Raw genomic sequence first — 25411 nt, 5'->3', positions numbered from 1 at the left:
GCGCGCGGCGGCGGGCGTCCTAGCGCGCGGCGCGGCAGGGCTTGATGTCGGCGGGCCTGGGCCGTTCCTTCGGCGCCTCGAAGACGGCGAGGTAGCCGACGCCGCCCTCCATCAGGCGCGCCGAGACCTGGCGGTAGCCCACGGCCTCGAACTCGCACTTCAGCAGCGACGGCGGGATGCCGTGGTTCTGGGTCGCGCGGTCGAGATCGATGACGCCGACGCGGGCGCCCGGCTTCAGCGACGTGGCCAGATGCCAGAGCAGCGCGTAGGGGCTCTCGACCTCGTGGTACATGTGGACCAGCACGGCGCGGTCGATGGCGCCGGCCGGGAGCTGCGGATCGTCGCCTTTGCCGATGACCATGCGGACGTTCTTCAGCCCCCGCCGCTCGGCCTCGCGCTTCAGGCCCGAGATATAGGACTCCACGATGTCCTCGGCGTAGACCACGCCGGTGGGGCCCACCGCCGGCGACAGGCGCAGCGTGTGGTAGCCGGAGCCCGCGCCGACGTCGGCGACGTGCATGCCGGCCTTGATGTCGAGGCCGCGGATCAACTGGCCGGACTCGTCGGCGGCGTCGCGGTCGGGGCCTGAGGACCACTCCGGAGCAACGATCCCCGCGACGGGGCGGTCGGGCTTCGGGAAGCCGTCGGGGAACCGCTCGACCTTGCCGGGCGGCGCGCCCTCGCTCGGCTTCGAGCAGGCGGCGATCGCAAAGGCTGCCAGAAGGACGAGACCCAGTCGCATCCATCCCCTTTAGCGGGCCGCGACGACGGACGCGATACCGTCCAGCACGCCGCACCGCGCGAAACGGAACGGGAACGTGCTATAGCGAGGGGATGGCCGACGCCTCCGGGCTCCCCTCCGACCTTCTGCCGCCCGCGTTCCAGGCGTGGTTCGCGCGCCGGGGCTGGAGCGCGCGCGCGCACCAGCTCGAGATGGTGGAGAAGGCTCGCCAGGGGCGCGACGCCCTGCTGATCGCGCCGACGGGCGGCGGCAAGACGCTGGCGGGCTTCCTGCCCAGCCTGATCGAGCTTTCGCAGCGGCCGCCGGCGAACACGCCGCGGGGACTGCACACGATCTACATCTCGCCCTTGAAGGCGCTGGCGGTGGACGTGGAGCGGAACCTGGGCGCGCCGATCCTGGAGATGGGTCTGCCGATCGTGGCCGAGAGCCGCACCGGCGACACCGGCCTCTCGCGCCGGCAGCGCCAGCGGGTGAAGCCGCCGGACATCCTGCTGACCACGCCCGAGCAGCTCGCGCTGCTCTGCGCCTGGGAAGGCGCGCGGGGGTTCTTCGAGGACCTATCGTGCGTGATCCTGGACGAGATCCACACCCTGCATGCGAGCAAGCGCGGCGACCTGCTGGCCCTGGACCTGGCGCGGCTGCAGGCGCTCGCGCCGCGCATGCGCCGCGTGGGCCTGAGCGCGACGGTGGACGACCCAGAGATCATCAAGACTTGGATGGCGTCGCATCGGGGCGCCGACTCGATCTCCTCTCCCCCGCGAAGCGAGAGGGAGAGGGTAGGGAGAGGGCGGCTGGGCGACGTCGGCGGTGACCCGGCGAGGCGCGGCGGGGCCTCGCCCCACCCTCCTGCCGGCGAAGCCGTCGGCGCCGCCCTCTCCCTACCCTCTCCCTCTCCGGCTTCGCCGGGGGGAGAGGAGGCGCACGGCCCTCGGTCCATCGACCTCGTGCGGGGCCCGCCGGGCGCGGAGCCGATCGTGGACGTGCTGCTCTCCGAGGGCCGGGTGCCGTGGAGCGGGCATACGGCGCAGCATGCGATGGCCGAGGTGTACGAGGTGATCCGGCGCTCGCGGATCGCGCTGGTGTTCGTGAACACCCGCTTCCAGGCCGAGTTCGCGTTCCAGGAGCTGTGGCGGCTGAACGAGGACGCGCTGCCCATCGCGCTGCACCACGGCAGCCTGGCCGCCGAACAGCGGCGCAAGGTGGAGGCCGCGATGGCGCGGGGCGAGCTGCGCGCCGTGGTCTGCACCTCGACCCTGGACCTGGGCATCGACTGGGGCGACGTGGACCTGGTGATCCAGCTCGCCAGCCCCAAGGGCGCGTCACGGATGGTGCAGCGGATCGGCCGCGCCAACCACCGGCTGGACGAACCCAGCCGCGCCCTCTTCGTCCCGGCCAACCGGTTCGAGATGCTGGAGTGCCAGGCGGCCCGCGAAGCCATCGCCGAGAACCGGCTGGACGGCGACCCGCCGCGCGCGGGCGCGCTGGACGTGCTGGCCCAGCACGTCATGGGCTGTGCGGTCAGCGAGCCCTTCGACATGATCGAGCTCTACGAGGAGGTCCGCTCGGCCGGCCCCTACCGCGACCTGTCGTGGGAGGACTTCGAGCAGGTGGTCGATTTCGTCTCCACCGGCGGCTACGCGCTGAAAACCTACGACCGGTTCCGACGTATCGTCCGGCTACCCGACGGGCGCTGGAAAGTACGGGACCTGAACGTGGCGCAGCGGCATCGGCTGAACGTGGGGGCGATCGTCTCGCCGGCGATGCTTTCGGTCCGGATCGCCAGCCGCCGCGGCCAGGGCGGGCGCAAGGTGGGCGAGGTCGAGGAGGGCATGCTGGAGATGCTCGATCCCGGCGACACCTTCGTCTTCGCGGGCCAGGTCTGGGAGCTGGTGGGCGTCACCAACCTCGACGTCCTGGTGCGCCCGGCCAACCACAGGGACCCCAAGATGCCGTCCTGGGGCGGCTCGAAGTTCGCGCTCTCGACCTACCTCGCCAGGCGCGTGCGCCAGCTCATGTTCGACGAGGCGCACTGGACCGTGCTGCCCGACGACGTGCGCGAGTGGCTGGAGGTGCAGAAGGAGCGCTCGCTGATCGTCGGCGAGGACGAGATGCTGCTGGAGACCTTCCCGCGCGGGAAGCGCAACTTCATGGTGGTCTATCCTTTCGAAGGACGGCTGGCGCACACCACGCTCGCCATGCTGCTGACCAAGCGGCTGGAGCGGCGGGGGATCGGGCCGCTGGGGTTCGTGTGCAACGACTACGCCATGGCGATCTGGGCGCTGAACCCGATGGACCGCGTCGATTTCGACGAGCTGTTCGCCGAGGACATGCTGGGCGACGACCTGGAGGACTGGCTGCACGAGAGCTTCATGATGAAGCGCGCCTTCAAGGGCTGCGCGATCATCGCCGGGCTGATCGAGAAGCGCTTCCCGGGCGAGCAGCAGAAGACCGGGCGGCAGATCACCTTCTCCACCGACCTGATCTACGACGTGCTGCGCCGCCACGAGCCCGACCACCTGCTGCTTCGCTGCGCGCGGGCCGATGCGGCGACCGGCCTCATCGACGTGACGCGGCTCTCCGACATGCTGGCGCGCATCAAGGGGCGCATCCGCCATGCGCCCCTCGACCACCTTTCGCCGTTCTCGGTGCCGATCCTGCTGGAGATCGGCAAGGAACGCTCGCCCGGCCAGGCCGGCGAGATGATCCTGGCCGAGGCGGAAGCCGACCTGATCGCCGAGGCCGTCCAGTGAACGAGTTGAGCGTCCGAATTCCAGTTCCTCCCCCTCGGGGGGAGGTGGCGGCGCATCGATATGCCTTCGCCGCGGCCGCGTGCGGCGGGTTGGCGACGGCCGTGCGGGGCGTCGACGTCGTGATGCGGGCGTCAGGCGCGCTGTGGATCGCCGGCGAGCGGGCGCTGGTGGTGGCGGACCTGCACCTGGAGAAGGGCTCCAGCTACGCCGCGCGTGGCCAGATGCTGCCGCCCTACGACACGCGCGAGACCCTGCGGCGGCTGGCGGCGGAGGTGGCGGCGCTGGCGCCGAAGGTGGTGGTGCTGCTGGGCGACACCTTCCACGACCGCCGGGCCGAGGGGCGGCTCGCGGCGGACGACGCAGAGCGGCTCCGGGCGCTTGCGGTGGGCCGCACGCTGGTCTGGGTGGTCGGCAACCACGACGCGGACGGGCCGCAGGCGCTGCCGGGCGAGACGGCCGACGATCTGGCGCTGGCGGGGCTGATCCTGCGCCACGAGCCGCGGGCGGGCGTGCAGCCGGGCGAGCTGGCGGGCCACCTGCACCCGGCCGCCAAGGTGCGGGCGCCCCGTGGAACGATCCGCCGGCGCTGCTTCGTCACCGACGGCGAGCGCGCGATCCTGCCGGCGTTCGGGGCCTACGCGGGCGGCCTCAACGTGCGCGACCCCGCCTTCGCCGGCATGTTCGTGCGCCCGCCGCTCGCCGGCGCGCTCGGGCCGACGAACGTGCGCGCGATCGGCTGGCGGCGACTGGCGGAGGACTGAAGGGTGGCGCTGGAGAAGCGGGAGACGCCAGTGATCGCGAGCCTGGCGATCGAAGCGCACTTCGCCGATGGCACGACGACGCCAGTGACCATCGGGATCGGGACACCCTACCGCTGTACGACCGGCGAGTGGGCCTGCCCGGTCAAGCTCACCGGGCTGTACGAGAGCCTCGCCGACGCCCGGGGCGGAGACTCGCTGCAGGCGCTGTGCTTGGCCCTGAGCCTGGCGTTCGACCTCCTGCAGGACGTCCGCGACAGAGGCGGCAGGCTGAGCTTCGAGGGCGGTTCTGAGTTCCCGCTCGAAGCCTACGCCTTCGGCGTCGCGCGGAAGGCATGACCTGCAACCGCAGAGCCTTGCCTTTCCCGCGAGCGGGAGAGGAAGGGCCGGGGCTCGGAAGTTAACGCTCTTTGGCAATCTCTCGTTAGGACGCCCCGGGCAGCCTGGGGTTTATGAAACGTAAACAGCCCTGGCTGGCCTGGCTCTCGGAGAGCAACGCCGAGATCGCCGCGGCGTGGATGGAGGCGTGGTGGCTGGACGGCCGCAGCCATGCGCCCACGGCCCGGATTCCGCGCCACCTGCGGCGTGAGATCGAGCAGTTGCGCTATGTGCTCATCGACCTGGCGGCGAACGACCCGGCGCGGGCGCTGGAGGTCGCGTTCATCGTGGCGCGCCACGCCGAGCATCCGGGCATGATCGCCGAGATCGGCATGGGCGTGATCCAGGACGTGACGGCGGCCGACCCGACCCTGTGGGACGCCGTGGCGGTGGAAGCCGCGCAGAACCGGCGGCTGCTGCACGCGATCGGGCTGGTGTGGGGCGCGAACGTGCCGGTACCGGCCCGCGACGCGTTCCGTCGGCTGGTGCGGCCGGAGGAGGCGCCGGGCGCCGAGGCGCTCCCCAGCCTGCTGCGCGGCCAGGACGTCGAGGCGCCGCGGCCGACCGCGCCTTGACAGGGCCGGCCGGCGGCGCTCGCATCGCCGCGTCGGGACGGGTGAGGTGCGGGCGTGATCCGAAGACTGTTGGGCGTGGCCGCGGGGCTGCTGATCGCGGGGCCCGCCGCAGCCCAGCCCGTGCTCTACCGCAACGCCACGCTGATCGACGGCACGGGCGCGGCCGCGCGGGCCGGCGTCTCGGTGCTGGTGGACGGCGAGCGGATCGCGGCGGTGGCGCCCGACGGGCGATTGGCGCCGCCGACCGGAGCGCGGGTGGTGGACCTGTCGGGCAGGTTCCTGACGCCCGGCCTGATCGACAGCCACGAGCACCTGGCGACGCCGCCGAACCGGCGGCAGGCCGAGGCCAGCCTGCGGCGCGACCTCTACGGCGGGGTGACGGCGGTGCGCGACATGGCCGACGACCTGCGCAGCGTCGCCGAGCTGACGCGGGCCAGCCGCAGGGGCGAGATCGCGGCGCCCGACATCTACTACGCGGCCCTGATGGCCGGGCCGTCGTTCTTCGCCGACCCGCGGACCGTCGCGGTCAGCTACGGCTACACGCCGGGCAGGACGCCCTGGATGCAGGCGATCGACGCCAAGACCGACCTGCGCGAGGCGGTGACGCTGGCGCGCGGCACGTCGGCCACGGCGATCAAGATCTACGCGAACCTGCCAGCCGGCCTGGTGAAGAAGATCGCCGCCGAGGCGCATCGCCAGGGCGTCAAGGTGTGGGCGCACGCGGCGGTCTATCCGGCGACGCCGGCGGATGTGGCCGCCGCCCGGCCCGACGTGATGAGCCACGCCTGCTCGCTCGCGCACGCCGCCGCGGGCACGCCGGCCAGCTACCAGTCGCGCACGCCGATCGACGCCGCGCCCTTCCTGGCGAGCGACGATCCCGCGGTGGGGAAGGTCGTCCGGAAGATGGCGGCCGACGGGATCATGCTGGACGCCACCACCAGCCTCTACGGGCGCCTCTCGGCCGAGGCGGCCAGCCACCCCGGGGCGCGCAGGCCGCTGTGCAGCGGCGAGCTTTCGGACGCCCTGGTGCGGCAGGCGCTGAAGGCCGGCGTCGAGATCTCGGCCGGCACCGACTGGGTGGCGCCCTGGGACGAGCCGTGGCCGACGCTGTTCCAGGAGATGGCGGCGCTCACGAAGCTGGGCCTGACGCCGGCGCAGGTGATCCGGGCGGCGACCCTGAACGGCGCGCGGGCGGCGGGCCAGGAGGCCGACATGGGTTCGATCGAGACCGGGAAGCTGGCGAACCTCGCCGTCTTCGCCCGCGACCCCAGCGCCGACATCGCCAACCTGAAGAGCCTGGAGTTCACCGTGAAGCGCGGCCGCGAATACCGCCGCGCCGACTTCAAGCCGCTGACGAAGGACGAGATGTTGGATGCGGAATGAACCCCGGCGACCGCGCGACGTGGGGCGCGTGACGCCCGCGGCTCTGCTAGGCTGGGCGCCGATGAAGCCGACCGCCGCCCTCCTCGCGCTGGCGCTTGCCGCGCCCGCCCTCGCCCAGCCCGCGCCGAAGACGCCCGACGGCCATCCGGACCTGTCGGGCAACTGGTCGAACGTGTCGCTCACCAAGCTGGAGCGGCCTGCGACCCTCAAGGGGCCGACGATGACCGAGGCCGAAGCCAGGGCGCTGGCGGCGAACGACCCGCTGCGCCGTGCGGCCGAGGCCGACCGCAAGCCGTCCGATCCCAGCGCGGGCGCGCTCGCGCCCGGCGGCAGCCTGGGCCACGACGCGGTCTTCCTCGACGGCGGCGAGGCCTATGCGAAGATCAACGGCGAGTACCGCACCGCCTGGATCGTCGACCCGGCGGACGGCCGCATGCCGCTGACCGAGCTCGGCCAGCGCCGCAAGCGCGAGGCCGCCGCCATGAGCAACCGGATGGACCCGGCGGGGCCTGAGGACCTGGCGCCCAACGACCGCTGCCTCATCGGCTCGCGCAACTCGGGCGGGCCCGGGATGCTGAACAACATCTACAACTCGAACTACGAGTTCCTGCTGACCCGCGACGCCCTGGTGGTGATCGTGGAGATGGGCTTCGGGGTGCGGATCATCCCGATCTTCGCCGACAGGGCCGCCGCGCAGGCGGCGCACCGCCCCGCCGTGCTGGGCCGCTGGATGGGCGACTCGACCGCGTGGTGGGAGGGCGGCACGCTGGTGGTCGAGACCGTCGACGTCCGGCGCGAGCAGGGCCAGTTCGGGCCGATCTTCCTGTCCGAGAAGGGCAAGGTCACCGAGCGGCTGACGCGCGCGTCCAGGGACGAGATCGCCTACGCGTTCACCGTCGAGGACCCCGTACACTACACCCGCCCCTGGCGGGCCGAGATGGTCATGACCGCCCTGCCCGGCCAGATCTACGAGTACGCCTGCCACGAGGGGAACTACGCCATGACCGGCATCCTGGGCGGCGCGCGGGCGGCCGAGGCCGAGGCGGCCAAGGCCGCGAAGGCCGGCGGCGGCGGAAGGTAGGGCCGCCTGCCGGTCGATCGTCGCACGCTGATCGGGTTCGGGCTGGCGCTGGGCGCCGGCGCGGCGCTGTCGTCGGGGCTGAAGGCGCTGTGGCCGGAAGGCCGCGAACTGCCGATGGACTCCGACGTGGTGCGCGGCGTGCTCGGCGATGCGGGCTCGCCCGTCGTGGGCGCGGCGGACGCCGACGTCACGGTGGTGGTGTTCACCGACTACCTCTGCGGCGTCTGCAAGGAGACCGACGGCGCCGTGCGCGTGCTGCGCGCCGAGGATGCGCGCGTGCGGGTGATCTGGAAGGACTGGCCGATCCGCGGGCCGGTGTCGGACTTCGCCGCGCGCACGGCGCTGGCCGCGCACCGGCAGGGCGCCTACGCCGTGGTCCATGCGGCGCTGATGGAGGCGCGCGGCGCGCTCACGCCCGAGCGGATCGACGCCATCGCGGCCCACGCCGGCGCGGACGGCGCCCGCCTGGCGACCGACCGCAAGGCCTTCGCCCGCGAGATCGACGCCCAGCTCGCGAAGCACAACCTCCAGGCCTTCGGACTGGGCATCGCCGGCACCCCGGCCTACATCATCGGCGACCGGCTGATCGAGGGCGGCCTCGACGCGCGCCGGCTGAAGAACGCGGTGGAGAGCGCGCGGCGCGGGTAGCATGCGCCCTCCTCTCCCCCCGCGAAGCGGAGAGGGAGAGGGCAGGGAGAGGGCGGCTCAGGCGCCTTGGTTCCTCACGGCGGCGGCCCGGGGTTCCTCGTGGAACCTGCCGGGATGTCCTGAGACCGGCGCCGCCCTCTCCCAGCCCTCTCCCTCTCGTCGCGCTGCGCGCGCGGGGGAGAGGAGATGGCCCGCCCTTGCCTTCGCCGCCCCTTTCGGCTACTAGCCCGCCCCTTCGGAAGCGCCTGGCCCCAAGGCATGCCATGGCGCTTCATCAACACGACCAGAGGACGGGACCTTCGGGGCCCGACGTGAAATGCCCAAACTGAAGACCAAGTCGGGCGTGAAGAAGCGCTTCAAGATGACGGCGTCGGGAAAGCTGAAGGCCGGCGTGGCCGGCAAGCGCCACCGCCTCATCAGCCACAACGCCAAGTACATCCGTCAGAACCGTGGCACCAAGGTGATGAGCGAGGCTGATACCAAGATCATCAAGCTCTGGCTCCCCTACGGCCTCTAGGGAGAACTGACAGATGGCACGCGTTAAGCGCGGCGTGGTCGCCCACGCAAAGCACAAGAAGGTTCTCGAGCAAGCCAAGGGCTTCTACGGGCGCCGCAAGAACACCATCCGCACGGCCAAGGCCGCTGTGGACAAGGCCGGCCAGTACGCCTACCGCGACCGCAAGGTCCGCAAGCGCAACTTCCGCTCGCTGTGGATCCAGCGGATCAACGCGGCGGCGCGCCTGGAAGGCTTCACCTACTCGCAGTTTATCCACGGCCTTGAGAAGGCCGGGATCGAAATGGACCGCAAGGTCCTCGCCGACGTCGCCGGCGCCGATCCAGCCGCTTTCAAGGCCATCGCCGACAAGGTTCGCGCCGCGCTGGCTTAAGCCTTAGGTCTTCCGAAGACCCTGAAGCTTTCAAGAGCCCTCCGGCCGAACCGCCGGAGGGCTTTTTGCTGCTCCGGCGACAAGAACCTCCCCCGCTTCGCAGGGGAGGTTTCCCTCGGAACGAACGTCATCTAGAGCAACCCCCTCATGACCGACCTCGCACAACTGGAAGCCGACCTCTCGGGGCGGATCGCCGTGGCCGCCGACGTGGCCGCGCTGGAGGCCATCCGCGTGGAGGCGCTGGGCAAGACCGGCGCGATCTCCGAGCTCCTGAAGACCCTGGGCCGGATGAGCCCGGACGAGCGCAGGACCGAGGGGCCGAAGATCAACGGCCTGCGCGACGCCGTCGCCTCCGCCATCGCCGCCAGGAAGGCCGCGCTGGAGGCCGCCGAGCTGGACGCGCGGCTGGCGTCGGAACGGGTCGACCTGTCGCTGCCGCCCAGGCCGGAACGCAAGGGCCGCGTACACCCGACCATGCAGGTGCTGGACGAGATGATCGCCGTCTTCGCCGACATGGGCTTCTCGCTCGCCGAAGGCCCGGACATCGAGGACGACTTCCACAACTTCACGGCGCTGAACTTCCCGCCCAGGCACCCGGCGCGGGAGATGCACGACACCTTCTGGCTGCCCGAGGACGCGCGCGGCGAGCGCAAGGTGCTGCGCACGCACACCAGCCCGGTGCAGATCCGCACGATGCAGCGGCTGAACGAGAAACTGCCCGCCTGGATCGCCAACGGTCAGGAGCCGCCGATACGCATCATCGTGCCGGGCCGCACCTACCGCTCGGACTCCGACGCCACCCACACGCCGATGTTCCACCAGATGGAGGGGCTGGTCATCGACCGGGCCATCCACATGGGCCACCTGAAATGGACGCTGGACCAGTTCATCGCCCGGTTCTTCGAGACGCCGGCGGTGGAGTCGCGCTTCCGCCCGCACCACTTCCCGTTCACCGAGCCGTCGGCCGAGATGGACGTGAAGTGCGACCGCTCTGGCGGCGACGTGAAGATCGGCCAGGGGAACGACTGGATGGAGGTCGTGGGCTGCGGGATGGTGCATCCGAACGTGCTCCGGAACTGCGGCCTCGATCCCGACCAGTGGCAGGGCTTCGCCTTCGGCTTCGGCATCGACCGCCTGGGGATGCTGAAGTACGGCATGCCCGACCTGCGCGACATGTTCGCGAGCGACGTGCGCTGGCTGGAGCACTACGGCTTCTCGGCCTTCCAGGCGCCGAACACGTCGACGGGGCTGTCGTGATGGACATGTGGAACGGCCTGGAGGCCCACATGTTCGGCGACGGACCCGAGCTAGCGAACGAACTTCTGGCCCTGATCCTCGAAGGCAAGAAGACGGCGACCTGCTGGGACGCGGCCGAGGGGCTGAAGGGCGCCGCGGTCGGCAAGCCGTGGGCGGTGAAGGACGGCGCGGGCGTGGTGCGCTGCGTGCTGGAGACCACGGAGCTGACCCAACGCCGCTTCTGCGAGGTAGACGCCCGGTTCGCCTTCGAGGAGGGCGAGAACGACCGTTCGCTCGCGTCCTGGCGCGCCGCGCACGAGCGCTACTTCACCCGCAACGGCGGGTTCGCGCCGGACATGCTGCTCAACTGCGAGCGCTTCCGCCTCGTCGAGGTGGTCTCCCCTCCCCCTTGCGGGGAGGGGTCGGGGGTGGGGGTGTCAACGCCCGCGCCCTCCGTTGAGCACCCCCACTCCCAAACCCTCTCCCCGCAAGGGGGAGAGGGCTTCAGCGAGCAATCCCGATGAAGTTCACGCTTTCCTGGCTGAAGGAGCACCTCGACACGACGGCGAGCGTCGATGAGGTGGTCGAGGCCATGACCATGGCCGGGCTCGAGGTCGAGCACGTGGAGGATCCGGGCCGCAAGCTCGCGGCCTTCACGGTGGCGAAGATCGTCGAGGCCGTGCAGCACCCCAACGCCGACAAGCTCAGGGTCTGCCAGGTCGACACCCGGGACGGGCGGCTGGAGATCGTCTGCGGCGCGCCGAACGCGCGGGCGGGGCTGACCACCATCTACGCGCCGATCGGCGCCTATGTGCCCGGCAGCGGCATCACGCTGGAGGCGCGGCCGGTGCGCGGCGTGGTCTCCAACGGCATGCTCTGCTCGGCGAAGGAACTGGAGGTGGCCGAGGAGTCCGACGGCATCGTCGAGCTGGCCGACAGCCTGCCGGTGGGCGCGAGCGCCGTCGAGGCGTTCGGCCTGGAGGCCGCCATCGACTTCGAGGTGACGCCGAACCGGCCCGACTGGCTGGGCGTGCGCGGCATCGCGCGCGACCTGGCGGCGGCGGGGCTGGGGACGCTGAAGCCCGACCCGGTGAGGCCGGTGGCCGGCAAGTTCCCGAACCCGGTGGAGATCAAGGTCGACGGGCAGGCGTGCCCGGTGTTCGCCGGCCGGCTGATCCGGGGCGTGAAGAACGGCCCCTCGCCGGCCTGGCTGCAACGGCGGCTGGCGAGCGTGGGCCTGCGCCCGATCAACGCCCTGGTCGATGTGACCAACCTGATCTCCTACGACGACTGCCGGCCGCTGCACGTCTACGACGCGGCCAAGCTGACCGGCGGCTTCATCGAGGCCCGCCTGGGCCGCGAGGGCGAGACCCTCGAGGCGCTGGACGGCGAGACCTATGAGGCCGGCCCGGAGATCTGCGTGATCGCCGACGGCTCGGGCGCCATCGGCCTGGGCGGCGTGATGGGCGGCGAGTCGACCAAGGTTCTGGACGAGACGACGGACGTCTTCGTCGAGGCCGCGTGGTTCGACCCGATCCGCACGGCGCAGGCCGGCCGCACGCTCGGCATCACCTCGGACGCGCAGTACCGCTTCGCCCGCGGCGTCGACCCGGAAAGCCCGGTTCACGGGATCGAGCAGGCGACGCAGTTGATCCTGGCGCTCTGCGGCGGCGAGCCGTCGGAGGTGCGCGTGGCCGGCCGGGCGCCCGCGCCGCCCGCGCCGTTCGCCTTCGACCGGAGCTACGTGAAGAAGCTCTCGGGCCTGGACGTGCCGGCGGCGCGGATCGACGAGATCCTGACGAAGCTCGGCTTCGCCGTCTCGGGCGACACCGTCCAGCCGCCGAGCTGGCGGCGCGACGTGGAGGGCAAGGCCGACCTCGTCGAGGAGGTGGCGCGGATCGAGGGCTTCGACAACCTCCCCGCCCTGCCCCTGCCCGAGATCGCCCGCCAGCCGGGAGGGGCGCTGACGCTGCGCCAGCGGCGCATGCGCGACGCGCGCCGGCAGATGGCCGCCCGCGGCTATGCCGAGGCGGTGACCTGGAGCTTCATGCGCCGCGAGTGGGCCGAGCTGTTCGGCGGCGGCCAGCCCGAGCTGGTGCTGACCAACCCGATCGCCTCGGACCTGTCGACCATGCGGCCCACGGCGCTGGGCAACCTGATCGAGGCGGCGGCGAAGAACGCCCGCAGGGGCTTCGCCGACGCAGCGCTGTTCGAGGTGGGCCCGAACTTCCGCGGCGACCAGCCGGGCGACCAGTGGACGGCGGTGACGGCGCTGCTGGCCCCGCATGCGCCGAAGCATTGGGCGAAGGGGGGCGGCGATGCGCTGTTCGACCTCAAGGCCGACCTGATGGCGTTGCTGGACGAGATGGGCGCGCCGCCGCTGCAGGTCGTGCAGGGGCAGAACGCCGGCTGGTGGCATCCGGGCCGCTCGGCGCGGCTGCAACTGGGGCCGAAGGTGGTGGTCGCCGAGTTCGGCGAACTGCACCCGCGCATCCTGAAGGCGCTCGACGCCGACGGGCCGATGCTGGCCTTCGAGGTCAGCCTCGACGCGCTGCCCGAGCCCAAGCGCAAGGGCGTGAAGACCAAGGCCGCGCTGGAGCTTTCGCCCCTGATGCCGCTCAGCCGCGACTTCGCCTTCCTGGTCGCCGCCGACACCCCTGCGGGCGACCTGGTCCGCCCGATCGCCGGCGCCGACAAGGCGCTGATCGAGGCGGTGCGGGTGTTCGACGTCTACGCCGGCGCGGGCGTGCCCGAGGGCATGAAGTCGATCGCCGTCGAGGTGGTCGTCCAGCCGCGCGAGAAGACGCTCACCGACGCCGAGATCGAGGCGCTGTCGGGCCGCATCGTGGCCGCGGCCGAGAAGGCGACGGGCGCGAAGCTGAGGGGTTGAGGCCCTGCGGCGGCAGCGCCCCCTCCACCACTTCGTGGTCCCCCTCCCCCGCTTCGCAGGGGAGGTACGCGGCGTCGACGGCTTGAGAACCTCCCCCGCCTGCGGGGGAGGGGGACCACGAAGTGGTGGAGGGGGCGCTGCCGCCGCAGGGCTGCCGCCCATGGAACTGAGCCTCCGCCTACGCGGAGGCCCGAGGTCAGAACGGGATGACGCTGCGTTTCCGCGTATAGGCGAGGTAGCCGACGTTGGCGCCCAGGCGCAGGCCGACGCCGGCGCGGATGGGGGCGAGCGTCACGCCCTCGGCGCGCTGGTAGTTCACGCCCAGGCCGCCCACGAGGTAGGCCGACCCCTCGACGCCCGGGTAGCGCTGGAAGATCACTTCCGGGACCTGGAGGTTGTAGCACAGCGTGAAGACGCGGCTGGCGTTGCCGCCCCAGTCCCAGCCGATCGACGGGCCCTGCCAGAAGACCTCCATCGGCGGGCGGTCCTTCATGTAGAGCAGGCCGCGGCCGTAGCGCAGGCCCAGCACGAACGAGCCCGAGCCCTCTTCGCCGGCGATATAGGCGGTGGGGCGGCCGTTGTTGGCGAACAGGCGCTCGACGGCGGCGCCGGCGCTCTCGGCGGTGACGCCCAGGAAGTCCGAGACGTTCGTGACGATCTCGTCCTGGGTGTAGGTCCGGGCGCCCGGCGCCTCGCCCGTCGGGCCGGCCGACGGATAGCTGGGCTGGCTGTTCGGCGGCGGCGGTCCCCCGGCGGGCGGCAGCGGCTGGGACTGCACGGTCTGCGCGCGGGCCAGGACCGGCGCGGAGAGGCCGACGAGGCCGGTAGCAATGAGTTTCCGACGATCCATAGGCGCTGTTCCCGCCTCCCAAACTTCGTGAATCAAAATCCGCCCAGCGCCCTTGCATCGCCGAGCCCGCATTAATGGGCGATTAACCACGTCCATACCCAACGCCTGTCATCCCGGTTTCGCGAAGCGAAGACCGGGACCCAACCGTCGGGCGTATCGATGGCAGGAGGGCGGCCCGGACGGTCGGGCCATGCTGGCCAGCTCAGAGCACCGGAAGGTTGGGTCCCGGTCTTCGCCTGCGGCGAAACCGGGATGACACTCGGTGGGGGGGCCCGACGCCCCGCGCACCTATGTTGCGCCGCGAGATGTGCTAGAGGGGCGCCGCAATGACCACGCCTCTCTCCAAGATCCGCAACTTCTCGATCGTCGCGCACATCGACCACGGCAAGTCCACGCTCTCCGACCGCCTCATCCAGGAGACCGGCGGGCTGACCCAGCGCGAGATGACCGAGCAGGTGCTCGACAACATGGAGATCGAGCGCGAGCGCGGGATCACCATCAAGGCCCAGACCGTCCGCCTCGACTACAAGGCCGACGACGGCGAGACCTATGTGCTCAACCTGATGGACACGCCGGGGCACGTGGACTTCGCCTACGAGGTCAGCCGGTCGCTGGCGGCGTGCGAGGGCTCGATCCTGGTGGTGGACGCCTCGCAGGGGGTGGAGGCGCAGACGCTGGCCAACGTCTACCAGGCCATCGACAACAACCACGAGATCGTGCCGGTCCTGAACAAGATCGACCTGCCGGCCGCCGAGCCCGAGCGGGTGCGCCAGCAGATCGAGGACGTGATCGGGCTGGACGCCTCGGACGCGGTGGTGTGCTCGGCCAAGTCGGGGGTCGGCATCCACGACGTGCTGGAGGCGATCGTGCATCGCCTGCCGCCGCCGAAGGGCGACCCGGACGCGGCGCTGAAGGCCCTGCTGGTCGACGCCTGGTACGACCAGTACCTGGGCGTGGTGGTGCTGGTCCGCGTCTTCGACGGGGTCCTGAAGGTGGGCCAGAAGGTCAAGATGATGCAGACCGGCGCCCAGTATCAGATCGACCGGCTGGGCGTGTTCAAGCCGAAGCAGACGGACGTGGCCGAGCTGGGGCCGGGCGAAGTCGGCTACATCACCGCCTCGATCAAGGAGGTGGCGCACGCCGCCGTGGGCGATACGATCACCGACGAGCGCCGGCCCACCGACAAGCCGCTGACCGGCTTCCGCGAGGTGCAGCCGGTGGTGTTCTGCGGCCTCTTCCCGGTGGACGCCGCCGACTTCGAGGACCTGCGCGCCGCCATCGGCCGCCTGCGCCTGAACGACGCCTCGTTCAGCTACGAGATGGAGACGAGCGCGGCGCTCGGCTTCGGCTTCCGCTGCGGGTTCCTGGGGTTGCTGCACCTGGAGATCATCCAGGAGCGGCTCAGCCGCGAGTTCGACCTCGACCTGATCGCGACGGCGCCCTCGGTGGTCTATCGCGTGAAGCTGACCAACGGCGAGACGATCGAGCTGCACAACCCGGCCGACCTGCCCGACCCGGTGAAGATCGACACGATCAGCGAGCCCTGGATCAAGGCCACCATCTTCACGCCCGACGAGTACCTGGGCTCGATCATCAAGCTCTGCCAGGACCGGCGCGGCGAGCAGCGCGAGCTCAGCTACGTCGGCAGCCGCGCCATGGTGGTCTACGACCTGCCGCTGAACGAGGTGGTGTTCGACTTCTACGACCGGCTGAAGTCGATCTCGAAGGGCTACGCCAGCTTCGACTACTCGATCGAGGGCTACCGCGAGGGCGACCTCGTGAAGATGTCGATCCTGGTCAATTCCGAGCCGGTCGACGCGCTCTCGATGCTGGTCCACCGCGACCGGGCCGAACAGCGCGGCCGCGGCATGGTCGAGAAGATGAAGGACCTGATCCCGCCGCACATGTTCCAGATCCCGATCCAGGCGGCGATCGGCGGCCGGATCATCGCGCGCGAGACCGTCCGCGCGCTGCGCAAGGACGTGACGGCCAAGTGCTACGGCGGCGACGCCACCCGCAAGCGCAAGCTCCTCGACAAGCAGAAGGAGGGCAAGAAACGCATGCGCCAGTTCGGCAAGGTCGAAATCCCGCAGGAAGCCTTCATCGCCGCCCTGAAGATGGACGAGAACTGAGCGGTCGCGACGAAGCGCTCGCCGATAGGCTAGTATCGCGGCCGATGCGCCAGGCCCGAGCCAGCGAGGACCAGACATGACGATTTCCCGACGCCTCATGACCGCGACGATCGCGGCGCTCCTGGCGGTCCCGGTCGCGGCGACGGCCCAGCCGGGCGGCGCGGCGAAGCCCACCGCCGAGCGGCCGATCTTCCTCCTCGACCAGATCCGCAGCGGCCCGGTCCCGGGCAAGCTCATGCCGGCCCTCCAGCCGTTGAAGAAGCTGGAGCAGATCGAAGCGCTGCTGAAGGCGAACGGCGTCGCCTACCGGCGCGGCGTCGGCATGATGGACTCGCGGAGGGCGCCGGCGAACCTCGTGCAGGTCGTCACGAGCCTGCCGCCCGGCGAGGTCTTCGTCCTGCCGGAGAACGGCGGCGCCAGCTTCAACCAGATCCTGCGTCTCATCAGCCCCGCGGAAGCGGCCAGTATCGCGAAGGCCGCGACGCCGGCGCCGGCGCGGGCGCCCAAGACCTGACCGCGCTGAGGATCGGTGCGGCGCGGCTGCACCACCTGGCGCAGAACGCCGCAATCCCGCCCCGGGCTTGACTGTAAGCTCCGCTCCAAGCGACTTCAGACCGTTCGGAGGAGGTTCCCCCCATGCGCAAGCTTTCGACCCGCAAGCTCATCGTCCTGGCCGCGGCGGCCGCCGCGCTCGTCGTCTCGGCCTGCAATACCGTCTCGGGCATCGGGCGCGACGCCCAGGCCGCGGGCCGCGCCGTCACCGGCGCCGCCGAGGACGCCAAGCGCTAAACCATTCGGCGCTCAGGTGGGTCCGAGGTCGGGAAGCCGAATGGTCTGTTCTTGAAGCGAAGGTCTTGAGCAATCGACGGTTCAGGCGAACCGCCGGTTACTCTGGCCGCCATCCGCGGCGAATCGACCGCGAGGGCTTCCACGCCGGCGCGTGGAGGCGCATATGCCGGCGATGGCCACCGAGTTCGCATATCCGCTGTTCCGCTCCATCGGCCGGGGCCTCGCGCACCGCTGCCCGGCGTGCGGCGAGGGGCGGCTCTATCGCCGCTACCTCAAGGTCGAGCCGAACTGCGGCCGCTGTGCCCACGACCTGACGGTCTACCGCGCCGACGACGGCCCGGCGTACCTGACGATCCTGCTGGTCGGCCACCTCGTGGTGGGGCCGCTGCTGTTGTTCCCGGTCGTCTGGGAGGCCTCTCCGCTCGTGGTGCTGCCGATCGTGCTGGGGTGGCTGACGCTCGTCACCCTCACCGTCCTGCCGCGGATCAAGGGCGCCTGGGTCGGCCTGATGTACGCGCTCCAGTCCACCGATCGCGACCAGCACCTCCACACCGCCGACGCGGCGGACTGAGCGGGCGACGCCCTGCGCGCCGCAGGCGCCCCTGAGATGGACCACAGAAAACACGGAAGGACACGGAAGGGGCCCTGCGTGTCCGCCGCCTTCCGTGTTTTCTGTGTTTTCCGTGGTTGAATCGAAACGGCGCCGACGCGCCCTCGACGTCGACAGGTCCCGCGCCATCTCCGCCGGAACCCCGGCTTGGCCGTACACGTTCGGTGCGGTCGAGGTCGGGGAACACGAGGAGAGAGACGCCGACATGCTGGGGACCATTCTCATCATCATCCTGATCCTGGCGCTGCTGGGCGCGCTGCCCACGTGGGGCCACTCGCGGAGCTGGGGCTACTTCCCGAGCGGCGGCCTGGGCCTGGTGCTGGTCATCGTGATCATCCTGGTGCTGATGGGCCGGATCTGACGCCCCTCGCCCGCCGCGAGGTTTGCCCCTAGCATCCTCCCGCGCCAGAACCCCTCCGGGGTCCCGCGGGAGGATGCATGACGGCGACGGAAACGGGGGTCGAGGCGCAGGTTCCGCCGGGCGCGGTCGCGACGGGCCTCACCGCGGGCCAGCGGCTGAAGGCGATCCTGGGCGGTTCGGCCGGCAATCTGGTCGAGTGGTACGACTGGTTCGTCTACTCGTTCTTCGCGGTCTATTTCTCGGCCCACTTCTTCCCCGGCGGCGACGAGCTCGCGGGCCTGCTCAAGACCATGGCCGTCTTCGCGGTGGGCTTCTTCGCCCGCCCGCTGGGCGCCTGGCTCATGGGCCTCTACGCCGATCATGCCGGCCGGCGCACGGCGTTGACGGCGGCGGTGGCCATGATGTGCGCCGGCTCGCTGATCATCGCGGTCCTGCCCAGCCACGAGACCATCGGGGTCGCCGCCCCGATCCTGCTGGTGACCGCGCGCATCCTCCAGGGCCTGTCGGTGGGCGGCGAGTACGGCGCCAGCGCCACCTACCTGGCCGAGATGGCCGGCAAGCGGCGGCGCGGCTTCTGGTCCAGCTTCCAGTTCGTGACCATGGTCATGGGCCAGTTGATCGCGCTCGGCATCCTCAGCCTGCTGCAGAACAGCCTCGGGAAGCCCGAACTCGAGGCCTGGGGCTGGCGCATCCCGTTCGTCATCGGGGCGCTGCTGGCCGTCGTGGTGTTCTGGATCCGCGCGCGGATGGACGAGAGCCAGTCCTACGAGAACGCCAGGGCCTCGGGCGCCGAGCGCGCGCGCACCATGATGCTGTTCGCGCGCTATCCGAAGGAGACGATCACCATCCTCGGCTTCACCGCCGGCGGCTCGCTCGCCTTCTACGCCTTCACCACCTACATGCCGAAGTTCCTGACCGCCAAGGCCCACGCCCAGCCGTTCGCCGAGCATACGGCCACCGCGATTACCGCCGGCGCCCTGGTGGTCTACCTCTTCGCGCTCCCCGTCTTCGGCTGGATCAGCGACCACTTTTCGCGGCGCGCCACCCTGTGGCTGGCGTTCGGCGGCGGCGGCCTCGTGGCCTATCCGGCGCTGCAGACGCTGGCGGCCACGACGAACCCGTGGCTGGCGTTCGGGCTCGTGTCGCTTCTGGTGGTGCTGCTCTCCGGCTACAATTCGGTGAGCGCCGTGGTGAAGGCCGAGCTCTTCCCCGCCAACGTGCGCGCGCTGGGCGTCGCGCTCCCCTACGGCATCGGCACGGCGATCTTCGGCGGCACCGCCGAGAGCATCGCCATCGCCTTCCAGCGGGCGGGCCACGAGGAGCGGTTCTACCTCTACGTGGCGGGCATGATGGGGCTGGCGTTCCTGACCATCTTCCTGCTGCCCGACAACCGCCGGCACAGCCTGATCCTGGAAGATTAGGGCCGTGTCGACGCTCAACATCGTCGCGCTGTCGCTCTTCGCCTTCGCGTGGGTGCTCTACGAGCCGCTGCTCACCGCCTTCGGCAAGCGGCGCGGCGGGGTGCTGAACACCGACCTCGCCGTCATCCGCATCGCCTGGATGGAGAACATGACCAGCCGCGAGGCCCGGCTGATGGACGGCCAGTTGCTGGGCCAGACGCTGAACTCGTGCTCGTTCTTCGCCTCGTCCAACCTGATCCTGATCGCGGCGGCGGCGGGCGCGCTGTTCGGCGGGCAGCAGACCTTCGCGTCGCTCTCGGCGCTGGAGGTGGTGCATACGTCCACGCGGCTGCTGTTCGAGCTGCAACTGGCGCTGGTGGTGGCGTGCCTGGCCCGCGGCCTGCTCGACTTCATCTGGGCCATCCGCCAGATCAACTACTGCCTGGCCGCCGTCGGCGCGACGCCCGATCCGCTCGCCGAGGACCAGCGGGCGAGCTACGGCGCGGTGCTGGCGCGGCTGCTCAACCCGGCGCTGGGATCGTTCAGCGCGGGGGTGCGCGGCTACTACTTCGCCCTGGCGGCGGCGGCCTGGCTGTTCGGGCCCTGGACCTTCATGGCCGCCACCGTAGGCGCCGTGGGCCTGCTCCTCTGGCGCCAGCGCTGGTCGACCGCCGCCCTCGCCATCCAGGACTTCAGGAAGCTGATCCAGCGCTAGACGCGGGACATGCGCGTCAGCGCCGCTTTTGATCGAACCACGGATTACACGGATGAACACGGATAGGCGGCGGCGCTAATCCGTGCTCATCCGTGTAATCCGTGGACAAGAATGACGACGCCTGCGGCGCGCAGGGCTCTGCCCGTCAGAGCCCCAGCTCTGCCCGCAGCTTCTTCGTCAGCTTGGCGGCGATGAGGCTGTGGGCGGTGGCGAGCCAGCCCCGGGCGTCCTCGGCGTCCATGCGCTCCAGGGCGATGTTCACCCACTGGCCCTTGGCGCAATACGGGGCCTGGCGGCCGAGGCCGTCGTGGGTCAGCACCTCGAAGCCGATCTCGGTGACCTTGAACGAGAGCCCGTCGCCGCAGATGGCGAACACCTTGCCGCCCACCTTGTAGACGTCGGACGCGCCCCACTGGATCACCTTGGTGGTCGCCGGCAGCGCCAGCGCCAGCGCCTCGATCTGTTCGCGCGTCATGCCGCGATCCCCGTGCCCGGGCCGCTAGGCCGAGACGCCGACGCCGGCCGGGCAGGCGACGCCCGTGCCGCCGATGCCGCAGTAGCCGTGCGGGTTCTTGGCCAGGTACTGCTGGTGGTAGTCCTCGGCGAAATAGAACGGCGCGGCCGGGGCGATCGCGGTGGTGATGCGGTCGAAGCCCTGCCGGGCCAGCGCGGCCTGGTAGGCCTCGCGCGAGGCCTCGGCCTCGGCGGCCTGGGCGTCGTTGGCGACGAAGATCCCCGAGCGGTACTGCGTGCCGATGTCGTTGCCCTGGCGCATCCCCTGGGTCGGGTCGTGGTTCTCCCAGAACACCTTCAGCAGCCCGGCGAAGGTGACCGCCCGCGGGTCGAAGACCACCAGCACCGACTCGGCGTGGCCCGTGCCGCCCGAGCAGACCTCCTCGTAGGTGGCGTTCGGCGTGATCCCCTGCTGGTAGCCCACCGCGGTGACCCAGACGCCCGGGAGCTGCCAGAACAGCCGCTCCACGCCCCAGAAGCAGCCCATGGCGAAATAGGCGCTCTCCAGCCCGTCGGGGTACGGCCCCTTGAGCGGCCGGCCGTTGACGAAGTGGGTCCCGGCCGTAGGGATCGCGTGCGGGCGGCCCGGGAGCGCGGTCTCGGCGGTGGGCAGGACCAGGGATTTCCTGGGGAGAAGCATCGGGTCGCCTCCGAAAAGAGGGGTCGCGGGCGGGTTCGGGCGCGAACGGCGTTATGGGCGCTTGCCAAGCCCGGCTGATCGGGCGCGACAATGGCGTTAGAATGGCGCCCGGGAATGCGCAACGACAACTCGCAAGGAGGATGCGGGATGCGGCTCTTCAGGACCTTCTGGCTCACGGGCGCGCTCGCCGCGATCGCGACGGCCTCGATGGGGGTGGGCGGCGCGGCCGCCGCGGGGGGCGGCGGCGGCGGCGGTGGCGGCGGCGCCATGCCCTCGGCCAGCCGCCCCAGCTACGACCCGGCCGAGGAATACGCCAAGGCTGTCAAGGCGATCCAGGCCAGGGAGTACAGGACGGCCGCGCTGGCCGCCGGGCGCGTCACCGAGTTGGCGCCCAGGAGCGTCGACGCCTGGCGGCTGCTGGGCGTCGCTCAGGCGGGCGCGGAGAACTGGAAGGGCGCCAGGCGGGCCTACGAGCGCGTCGTCAAGCTCGACCCCGACGACCTGGCCGGCCGCGCCGGCCTCGGCGTGGCGCTGGCCAGGCTCAAGGACCCGAAGGCGCGGGAGCAGCTCGACTGGCTGAAGGCCAAGGCGGCCAGTTGCTCCACCGACTGCGCCACGGTGAAGTCGCTGACCGCCGAGGTCGAGGCGTCGATCGCCGGCGGCGGCGCCTCGCCCGCGGCGAGCGCGGCGCTCGAGGCCGGCTCGCTGATCTTCGCCGACGCCGGCGACCACGCCTATGTCGAGGCGGTCGGCCTGATCAACGAGACGCGCTACGACGACGCGCTGGCCTCGCTGGACCGCGCCCGCATGGCCTTCGGCCCGCACCCGGACGTGCTGACCTACCAGGGCTACGCCTGGCGCAGGAAGGGCGCGTTCGACAAGGCCGAGAGCTACTACCGGCAGGCGCTGGCCATCGCGCCGGACCATCGCGGGGCGACCGAGTACTACGGCGAGCTGAAGGTGGAACGCGGCGACCTCGCCGGCGCGCAGGCGATGCTGGCCCGGCTCGACCGCATCTGCGCCTACGGCTGCGCCGAGGCCGAGGAGCTGCGCCGTTGGATCGACGCCGGCGGCCAGCCCGGGCGCTAGGGTCCGCGCTCGCCCTGGCGGCGGGCGCGGCCCTCGCCGCCGACGCCACGCCGCCCCTGCGGGCGATGCGCTGGATTCCGCATGACGCCGACGCGGTCCGGGTCTTCACCCGTCAGCCGGCCGAGTGCCTGCGCCTGCCCGCCGACCCGCAGGCGCGGCTCGGCGTCGAGGTGGGGCGCGCCGCGTTCCGCACGCCGGTGCTGCTGGGCGGCCAGGCGGCGCGGGCCGGGCTCTCCTGCGAGGCCTGCCACCGCCAGGGCCAGGGCAACCCCGACTTCCGGTTCCCCGGCGCCTCTGGCGAGCCGGGCACGGCCGACGTGACGCTCTCGCTGTTCTCCAGCCGGCGCGGCAACGGCGTCCACGACCCCAGGCCGATCCCCGACCTCACCGCGCCGCGCGGCCGGCTGAAGGTGGCCGGCGCCGACCTGCCCGCCTTCATCCGCGGCCTGGTCGTCGAGGAGTTCGACGGCCCCGAGCCGTCGGCCGCCGCGCTGGCCGGCCTCGTCGCCTACGTCCGCGCGCTGGACCCCGCCGCCTGCCCCGCCGGCGCCACCCTGACGCCGATCGGCCCCGAGGACCTGATGGCCGATGCGCGGCGCGCGCTCGCCGCGGGCCGGGCGATGCTGGCGACGGGCGACCGGCCCACCGCCGTGCTGATGGTCGCCGCCGCCCGCGCCCGCCTCGGCCTCATCGACGAACGCTACGCCGACCTGCCCGCCGAACGCGCCCGCCTGCGCGGCGCCGACGCGGCCCTCGCCGACCTGCAGGCCGCCATCCGCGCGGGCCGGACCGACACCGCAACGGCCCTCGACCGCTGGGTCGCCGCCTCCCATCCGCTGGAAGCCCGCCTGCGCGCCACGCGGGCGCGCTCGCTCTTCGATCCGGCCCACCTCGACGCCGCGGCCAACCGCCGCTTGCCGCCCCGCCCCTCCTGACGGTATATGCCCGCCTTCCGCGCGAGGGGCCCTGCCCCGGCGGCGCGTGGTGAGGTGGCCGAGTGGTTGAAGGCGCACGCCTGGAACGCGTGTATGGGGGAAACTCCATCGAGGGTTCGAATCCCTCTCTCACCGCCACCTAATTCCCTGAAAATCGGCTCTCCCGGCGTCTCCGCGCACAACCCGCGGAAGACACGCGCCTATTCCCACCGAAACCGTCGTGACCGAGCCTGAGGACGACCCGGAATCGGGCCGAAACGGCCCTCTTTCGCGCGGCCGTCTCTGCCGGCCGGGGAGACGGTGCGGTTTCCCTGTTCTCCGGGAAAGATCAGGGATGATTCGGAAAATCCAGCCTTTGCAGGTGGGGGCCCGGGCCCGCAAGCGGCTGAACACACGGCGGATTCTCGGAGCGAGGAGGAGCGATCGCCGCTCTGGAACAGGGAATTTCCGGACCAGTAACAGGGAAGAGCCCACCCGCAGCTATGACGGCGACCTACGGCCGCCACCGATACGATTGACAGACGTCGCCGAGCCGTCTCTCATCACTGCTGTGGCAGTCCCCGTCAGGGGCATTCACGACCCTCGTCGCATCCTGCGGCGGGGTGTGTGTTTGCACCTGAGAGGACACCATGACCCCCGAAAATCCGGCCGCGGCCTCTGCGCTCGAGCAGCTGCTTCCCAATGAGTTTACGCCGAAGGTCGAGCTCCGAAGCGTTGCAGAGCTTCGGCCGCTCGGACGCCGAGCGCGTCGGCATTCACCGCAGCAGATCGGGAAGGTCCGCGACAGCATCAAGCAATTTGGCTTCCTCAACCCCATTCTCGCGGACGAGACCGGAGCGGTTCTGGCCGGCCTGGCCCGGCTAGAGGCGGCCCAACAGCTCGGCATGCGGTCTGTGCCGGTGATCGTAGCCTCGCACATGACCGCAGCTGAGAAGCGCGCCTACGTGCTTGCAGAGAACAAGCTGGCTGAACTCGCCGAATGGGATCGCGAGATCCTCGGAGAAGAGCTTCGCGAGTTGGCGGCGCTGGATCTGGATTTCGATCTCGAGATCATCGGTTTCACCGGCGTCGAGATCGACGCCCTCACCGACCTGAAGCTGGACGACGGCGCCGACGACGAACCCGAGGTTCCAAGCCATCCCGTGACAGAACGCGGCGACCACTGGCAGCTTGGCGACCACCGCGCCTACTGCGGGGACGCCACCGATCCCGTGGCGCACGCCGTGCTGATGTCCGGCGAGAAAGCAAGGACGGCCTTCCTGGATGGGCCTTACAATGTGCCGATCCAGGGTCACGTCACCAGCAACCCCGCCCATCGCGAGTTCCCGATGGGAGTCGGCGAAATGGACGACCCTCGGTTCACGGGTTTCCTCGCCACCGGCCTTCGGAATGTGGCGACGCACATGATCGATGGCGGTCTGATCTACTTCTGCATGGATTGGCGGCACGCCCTCCACACGCTCAACGCCCAGATTCAAGCCGGCCTGAGCCAGGTCAACCTCTGCGTCTGGGCGAAGCCCGGAGGCGGCGGCCAGGGCAGCTTCTACCGATCGCGCCATGAGCTCGTGTTCGTTTTCAAGGTCGGCTCGAAGCCGCACTTGAATCGGGTGCAACTCGGCAAGCATGGCCGCAACCGAACCAATGTCTGGGAATATCCAGGGGTCAGTGGCCTCAACCGCGAGAGCCGCACCCAGCACGCCGCGCATCCCACGCCAAAGAACGTCGACATGGTGCAGGATGCGCTGCTCGACAGCTCGGAGAAGGGCGACGTCGTGGTGGACGTGTTCGGAGGCAGCGGGACCACGCTCATCGCCGCGGAACGCAGCGGGCGACGAGCGCGCCTGATGGAGATTGATCCTCGCTACGTCGACGTCATCATCGAGCGCTGGCAGGGGTTCACGGGTCGACAGGCCACGCTCGTCGGGAGCGACCTGACCTTCAGCCAGCTCCGCGCTCAGCGCGCCGCGCTCGTCTCGCAGCCGCCCGGGATGTCGTCCCCGCCGCCCCGCGTCCGCGTTCGCCGGCGTCCGGCTCGGTAGGACTCACAGT

General features: G+C 71.0%; 26 protein-coding genes and 1 tRNA gene. 23 read left to right on the top strand and 4 right to left on the bottom strand.

Annotated elements, in window-relative coordinates:
• Positions 1–19: 19 nt before the first annotated feature.
• Complete coding sequence (locus KF737_RS16730) at positions 20–742, bottom strand: methyltransferase domain-containing protein (protein WP_296457398.1); 723 nt, start codon at positions 740–742, stop codon at positions 20–22.
• A 92-nt stretch (positions 743–834) separates the two neighbouring features.
• On the opposite strand from KF737_RS16730, the gene KF737_RS16725 reads away from it, so the two are divergent.
• From KF737_RS16725 to pheT, 12 genes are all read left to right on the top strand, one after another.
• Positions 835–3492: a ligase-associated DNA damage response DEXH box helicase gene (locus tag KF737_RS16725; protein ID WP_296457395.1), complete on the top strand. Its 2658-nt coding sequence runs from the start codon at positions 835–837 to the stop codon at positions 3490–3492.
• Between the two features lie 44 nt (positions 3493–3536).
• Positions 3537–4253 (top strand): ligase-associated DNA damage response endonuclease PdeM, encoded by a 717-nt coding sequence (pdeM, locus tag KF737_RS16720; protein WP_296457393.1) that lies wholly within the window; start codon positions 3537–3539, stop codon positions 4251–4253.
• Between the two features lie 3 nt (positions 4254–4256).
• Entirely contained in the window at positions 4257–4589 is a 333-nt protein-coding gene (locus KF737_RS16715) for a hypothetical protein (protein WP_296457390.1), read from the top strand.
• Positions 4590–4702: 113 nt separating this feature from the next.
• Positions 4703–5203: a hypothetical protein gene (locus KF737_RS16710; protein WP_296457386.1), complete on the top strand. Its 501-nt coding sequence runs from the start codon at positions 4703–4705 to the stop codon at positions 5201–5203.
• Positions 5204–5257: 54 nt separating this feature from the next.
• Positions 5258–6586: an amidohydrolase family protein gene (locus tag KF737_RS16705; RefSeq protein WP_296457383.1), complete on the top strand. Its 1329-nt coding sequence runs from the start codon at positions 5258–5260 to the stop codon at positions 6584–6586.
• Between the two features lie 61 nt (positions 6587–6647).
• A complete protein-coding gene (locus KF737_RS16700; protein WP_296457381.1) occupies positions 6648–7667 on the top strand; it encodes a hypothetical protein in 1020 nt (339 codons plus the stop codon).
• 114 nt (positions 7668–7781) lie between these two features.
• On the top strand, positions 7782–8315 hold the full coding sequence (locus KF737_RS16695) for a DsbA family protein (RefSeq protein WP_296457378.1): 534 nt from the start codon (positions 7782–7784) through the stop codon (positions 8313–8315).
• A 316-nt stretch (positions 8316–8631) separates the two neighbouring features.
• Positions 8632–8832, top strand: a complete 201-nt coding sequence (rpmI, locus tag KF737_RS16690) for a 50S ribosomal protein L35 (protein ID WP_068875274.1) — start codon at positions 8632–8634, stop codon at positions 8830–8832.
• Positions 8833–8845: 13 nt separating this feature from the next.
• Positions 8846–9202, top strand: a complete 357-nt coding sequence (rplT, locus tag KF737_RS16685) for a 50S ribosomal protein L20 (protein ID WP_296457376.1) — start codon at positions 8846–8848, stop codon at positions 9200–9202.
• Between the two features lie 147 nt (positions 9203–9349).
• Positions 9350–10459: a phenylalanine--tRNA ligase subunit alpha gene (gene pheS / locus KF737_RS16680; protein WP_296457372.1), complete on the top strand. Its 1110-nt coding sequence runs from the start codon at positions 9350–9352 to the stop codon at positions 10457–10459.
• Positions 10459–10962 (top strand): ASCH domain-containing protein, encoded by a 504-nt coding sequence (locus KF737_RS16675; protein WP_296457369.1) that lies wholly within the window; start codon positions 10459–10461, stop codon positions 10960–10962. Before pheS ends, KF737_RS16675 begins: the two co-directional genes overlap by 1 nt.
• A complete protein-coding gene (gene pheT, locus KF737_RS16670; RefSeq protein ID WP_296457366.1) occupies positions 10959–13328 on the top strand; it encodes a phenylalanine--tRNA ligase subunit beta in 2370 nt (789 codons plus the stop codon). The genes KF737_RS16675 and pheT overlap by 4 nt, the downstream gene beginning before the upstream one ends.
• 196 nt (positions 13329–13524) lie before the next feature.
• On the opposite strand, the gene KF737_RS16665 is transcribed toward pheT, so the two are convergent.
• The gene (locus tag KF737_RS16665; protein ID WP_296457363.1) at positions 13525–14178 is read right to left on the bottom strand and encodes a DUF1134 domain-containing protein; all 654 of its coding nucleotides are present in this window, start codon (positions 14176–14178) and stop codon (positions 13525–13527) included.
• 326 nt (positions 14179–14504) lie between these two features.
• Between KF737_RS16665 and lepA the strand changes: the two genes are divergently transcribed.
• From lepA to KF737_RS16630, 7 genes are all read left to right on the top strand, one after another.
• Positions 14505–16310, top strand: a complete 1806-nt coding sequence (gene lepA / locus KF737_RS16660) for a translation elongation factor 4 (protein WP_296457361.1) — start codon at positions 14505–14507, stop codon at positions 16308–16310.
• 76 nt (positions 16311–16386) lie between these two features.
• Entirely contained in the window at positions 16387–16824 is a 438-nt protein-coding gene (locus KF737_RS16655; protein ID WP_296457357.1) for a hypothetical protein, read from the top strand.
• 122 nt (positions 16825–16946) lie between these two features.
• The gene (locus KF737_RS16650; RefSeq protein ID WP_296457354.1) at positions 16947–17099 is read left to right on the top strand and encodes an entericidin EcnA/B family protein; all 153 of its coding nucleotides are present in this window, start codon (positions 16947–16949) and stop codon (positions 17097–17099) included.
• Between the two features lie 172 nt (positions 17100–17271).
• Entirely contained in the window at positions 17272–17670 is a 399-nt protein-coding gene (locus tag KF737_RS16645; RefSeq protein ID WP_367273247.1) for a DUF983 domain-containing protein, read from the top strand.
• Between the two features lie 244 nt (positions 17671–17914).
• The gene (locus tag KF737_RS16640; protein ID WP_296457348.1) at positions 17915–18070 is read left to right on the top strand and encodes a DUF3309 family protein; all 156 of its coding nucleotides are present in this window, start codon (positions 17915–17917) and stop codon (positions 18068–18070) included.
• Positions 18071–18147: 77 nt separating this feature from the next.
• Positions 18148–19491 carry an MFS transporter gene (locus KF737_RS16635; protein WP_296457344.1) on the top strand — a complete coding sequence of 448 codons (1344 nt, stop codon included), beginning with the start codon at positions 18148–18150 and terminating at the stop codon, positions 19489–19491.
• 4 nt (positions 19492–19495) lie between these two features.
• Positions 19496–20185 carry a DUF599 family protein gene (locus tag KF737_RS16630; protein WP_296457341.1) on the top strand — a complete coding sequence of 230 codons (690 nt, stop codon included), beginning with the start codon at positions 19496–19498 and terminating at the stop codon, positions 20183–20185.
• A 145-nt stretch (positions 20186–20330) separates the two neighbouring features.
• On the opposite strand, the gene KF737_RS16625 is transcribed toward KF737_RS16630, so the two are convergent.
• Positions 20331–20660, bottom strand: coding sequence for an MmcQ/YjbR family DNA-binding protein (locus KF737_RS16625; protein ID WP_296457339.1), 330 nt, complete (start codon positions 20658–20660; stop codon positions 20331–20333).
• Positions 20661–20684: 24 nt separating this feature from the next.
• The gene (msrA, locus tag KF737_RS16620) at positions 20685–21338 is read right to left on the bottom strand and encodes a peptide-methionine (S)-S-oxide reductase MsrA (protein WP_296457336.1); all 654 of its coding nucleotides are present in this window, start codon (positions 21336–21338) and stop codon (positions 20685–20687) included.
• A 147-nt stretch (positions 21339–21485) separates the two neighbouring features.
• Between msrA and KF737_RS16615 the strand changes: the two genes are divergently transcribed.
• The 4 genes from KF737_RS16615 (at position 21486) to KF737_RS16600 (ending at position 25401) form a co-directional block, all read left to right on the top strand.
• Positions 21486–22427 carry a tetratricopeptide repeat protein gene (locus KF737_RS16615; RefSeq protein WP_296457333.1) on the top strand — a complete coding sequence of 314 codons (942 nt, stop codon included), beginning with the start codon at positions 21486–21488 and terminating at the stop codon, positions 22425–22427.
• Positions 22394–23362, top strand: coding sequence for a hypothetical protein (locus KF737_RS16610; protein WP_296457330.1), 969 nt, complete (start codon positions 22394–22396; stop codon positions 23360–23362). Before KF737_RS16615 ends, KF737_RS16610 begins: the two co-directional genes overlap by 34 nt.
• A gap of 48 nt (positions 23363–23410) precedes the next feature.
• Positions 23411–23500: transfer RNA gene (locus tag KF737_RS16605), tRNA-Ser, on the top strand.
• A gap of 491 nt (positions 23501–23991) precedes the next feature.
• Positions 23992–25401 carry a DNA methyltransferase gene (locus KF737_RS16600; RefSeq protein WP_296457328.1) on the top strand — a complete coding sequence of 470 codons (1410 nt, stop codon included), beginning with the start codon at positions 23992–23994 and terminating at the stop codon, positions 25399–25401.
• Positions 25402–25411: the final 10 nt, after the last annotated feature.

Origin of the sequence: Phenylobacterium sp., from assembly GCF_019636135.1 — a bacterium.
In the GTDB taxonomy this organism is placed as follows: domain Bacteria; phylum Pseudomonadota; class Alphaproteobacteria; order Caulobacterales; family Caulobacteraceae; genus Phenylobacterium.
Note: the sequence above shows the minus strand (reverse complement) of the source record. Positions and strands in the feature narration are given on the sequence as shown.